Origin of the sequence: Streptomyces sp. 13-12-16 (assembly GCF_002114215.1) — a bacterium.
Classification (GTDB): Bacteria; Actinomycetota; Actinomycetes; order Streptomycetales; family Streptomycetaceae; genus Streptomyces.
Genome location: NZ_NCTE01001314.1, coordinates 1 through 424 on the forward strand (window position 1 = coordinate 1; position 424 = coordinate 424).

Here is a 424-nt window from a genome sequence, read left to right on the forward strand (position 1 = left end):
CGGGGCGTTCGGCACGGTGTCCACCGTCCTCGCGGTCGGCGGCATCCTCGGCGCGGTGCTCGGCGCGCGGCTGCGACGGCCGTCCGTGCGGCTGGTCGGCGCCCTCGCGGCGACGGGCGCGCTGCTGCAGGTGGTGGCGGGAATGTCACCGTCGCTGGCCGTGCTGCTGGTGCTGGTGCTGCCCATGGCCGTCGTCGAATCCGTCTCCGACACCGCCGGGACGGCCGTCCTGCAGACCGACCCGCCCGCCCATCTGCGCGGACGCGTCCTCGGCGTCTGGGGCAGCGTCGGCACGGTGTGGAGCCTGGGCGGCCCGCCCGCCCTGGGCCTCCTGATGGAACTGGCCGGCCCCCGCGGCGCCCTGGTCACCGGTGGCCTGATCATCGCCACCTCGATCGCGGCGGGGCACCCCCCCCCCACCCCC

1 pseudogene is annotated in these 424 nt (G+C 77.4%); it reads left to right on the forward strand.

The features are described from left to right. A pseudogene (locus B7767_RS40365) lies at positions 1-424 on the forward strand (MFS transporter); the annotation flags it as partial.